Source organism: Mesorhizobium sp. B2-4-15 (assembly GCF_006658505.1).
Classification (GTDB): domain Bacteria; phylum Pseudomonadota; class Alphaproteobacteria; order Rhizobiales; family Rhizobiaceae; genus Mesorhizobium.
Map to the genome: position 1 here is coordinate 437,501 of NZ_VFUZ01000001.1, position 2,500 is coordinate 440,000.

Here is a 2,500-nt window from a genome sequence, read left to right on the forward strand (position 1 = left end):
CAACCCTGACCTACAGCTAAGGTCCCCAAGTTATGGCTAAGTGGGAAAGGATGTGAGGATCCCAAAACAACCAGGATGTTGGCTTAGAAGCAGCCATCATTTAAAGAAAGCGTAACAGCTCACTGGTCTAAATAAGGGTCTTTGCGCCGAAAATGTAACGGGGCTAAAGCCATACACCGAAGCTTAGGGTTCGTGAGCAATCACGAGCGGTAGCGGAGCGTTCTGTAAGCTGATGAAGCCATACCCGTGAGGGGTGGTGGAGGTATCAGAAGTGCGAATGCTGACATGAGTAACGTAAGGGGAGTGAGAGACTCCCCCGCCGAAAGACCAAGGGTTCCTGCTTAAAGTTAATCTGAGCAGGGTTAGCCGGCCCCTAAGACGAGGCGGAAACGCGTAGTCGATGGGAACCACGTTAATATTCGTGGGCCTGGAGGTAGTGACGGATCACACAAGTTGTCCAATCTTATCGGATTGAACGGGCAGCGGAGTGGTTCCAGGAAATAGCTCCTCCTTATAGACCGTACCCGAAACCGACACTGGTGGTCTGGTAGAGTATACCAAGGCGCTTGAGAGAACTATGCTGAAGGAACTCGGCAAATTGCACGCGTAACTTCGGAAGAAGCGTGACCCTTTTCTGCGCAAGCAGAGGAGGGTGGCACAGACCAGGGGGTAGCGACTGTTTATCAAAAACACAGGGCTCTGCGAAGCCGCAAGGCGACGTATAGGGTCTGACGCCTGCCCGGTGCTGGAAGGTTAAGAGGAGGGGTGCAAGCTCTGAATCGAAGCCCCAGTAAACGGCGGCCGTAACTATAACGGTCCTAAGGTAGCGAAATTCCTTGTCGGGTAAGTTCCGACCTGCACGAATGGCGTAACGACTTCCCCGCTGTCTCCAGCATAGACTCAGTGAAATTGAATTCCCCGTGAAGATGCGGGGTTCCTGCGGTTAGACGGAAAGACCCCGTGCACCTTTACTATAGCTTTACATTGGCATTCGTAGTGGCATGTGTAGGATAGGTGGTAGGCTTTGAAACCTGGGCGCCAGCTCAGGTGGAGCCACCCTTGAAATACCACCCTTATTACTATGGATGTCTAACCGCGGCCCGTTATCCGGGTCCGGGACAATGTATGGTGGGTAGTTTGACTGGGGCGGTCGCCTCCTAAAGAGTAACGGAGGCGCGCGATGGTGGGCTCAGAACGGTCGGAAATCGTTCGCTGAGTGCAATGGCATAAGCCTGCCTGACTGCGAGACTGACAAGTCGAGCAGAGACGAAAGTCGGTCATAGTGATCCGGTGGTCCCGCGTGGAAGGGCCATCGCTCAACGGATAAAAGGTACGCCGGGGATAACAGGCTGATGACCCCCAAGAGTCCATATCGACGGGGTTGTTTGGCACCTCGATGTCGACTCATCGCATCCTGGGGCTGGAGCAGGTCCCAAGGGTATGGCTGTTCGCCATTTAAAGCGGTACGTGAGTTGGGTTCAGAACGTCGTGAGACAGTTCGGTCCCTATCTGCCGTGGGTGTAGGAATATTGAAAGGATCTGTCCCTAGTACGAGAGGACCGGGATGGACGGATCTCTGGTGGACCTGTTGTGGCGCCAGCCGCATAGCAGGGTAGCTATATCCGGACGGGATAACCGCTGAAGGCATCTAAGCGGGAAACCCACCTTAAAACGAGTATTCCCTGAGAACCGTGGAAGACGACCACGTTGATAGGCCGGGTGTGGAAGAGCGGCAACGCTTGAAGCTTACCGGTACTAATAGTTCGATCGGCTTGATCGTTCTCATTCCTTATGCCCATTTGACAAAGTCAAATGGTCTTACCAGCGCTCACGCATGAGCGGCCCCTCTGGGGCCAAAGCTTAAGCGAGGGCGCCGGAAAACCGGCGACGCGCAGTCGCGCTTGCGGGCTTTGCCCGAAGCAACCTGCAAAAGCATCGCCTTGGCACGGAAAGACAGGCAACGGCACAGCCGGATGGCGAGCAGGTATCTCCTACTCACTATTCCCTGCTGCCTAATCCCTAACCCAGCTTCTCGAATAACGTGCGTTTTGCCGACCTGGTGGTTATGGCGGAGCGGCTGCACCCGATCCCATTCCGAACTCGGCCGTGAAACGCTCCAGCGCTGATGGTACTTCGTCTCAAGACGCGGGAGAGTAGGTCGCTGCCAGGTCTGCTAAACGCACGTTTGATCCGCACATCGTACTTTCCAAAAATCAAAAATGATTTTTGGGGCGATCTGTGGAAATCTTCTCTGAACATGGCCCGCCAACGGGAAACCTCGGGCCGCTAACGCGGCCCTTTCCATTGGCAAAACCAAAAAAAAGGCAGTTGCCAAACGCAATCGCCAGGTAACGCAATCGCCCAGGCGATCGCAGACTACGCAAGCAAACGCTTGCTCAGGGTTGACGCGGGGTGGAGCAGCCCGGTAGCTCGTCAGGCTCATAACCTGAAGGTCACAGGTTCAAATCCTGTCCCCGCAACCAAATCACAAAAACGGCCC

1 tRNA gene and 2 rRNA genes (1 of these 3 only partly in view) are annotated in these 2,500 nt (G+C 54.7%); all 3 read left to right on the forward strand.

From position 1 onward, the window contains the following. Positions 1-1,780: ribosomal RNA gene (locus tag FJ930_RS02250) — 23S ribosomal RNA — on the forward strand; it begins 1,033 nt to the left of the window's first position. Between the two features lie 275 nt (positions 1,781-2,055). Beyond that, positions 2,056-2,170, forward strand: a 5S ribosomal RNA gene (gene rrf, locus FJ930_RS02255). Between the two features lie 236 nt (positions 2,171-2,406). After that, a tRNA-Met gene (locus FJ930_RS02260) sits at positions 2,407-2,483 on the forward strand. Positions 2,484-2,500: the final 17 nt, after the last annotated feature.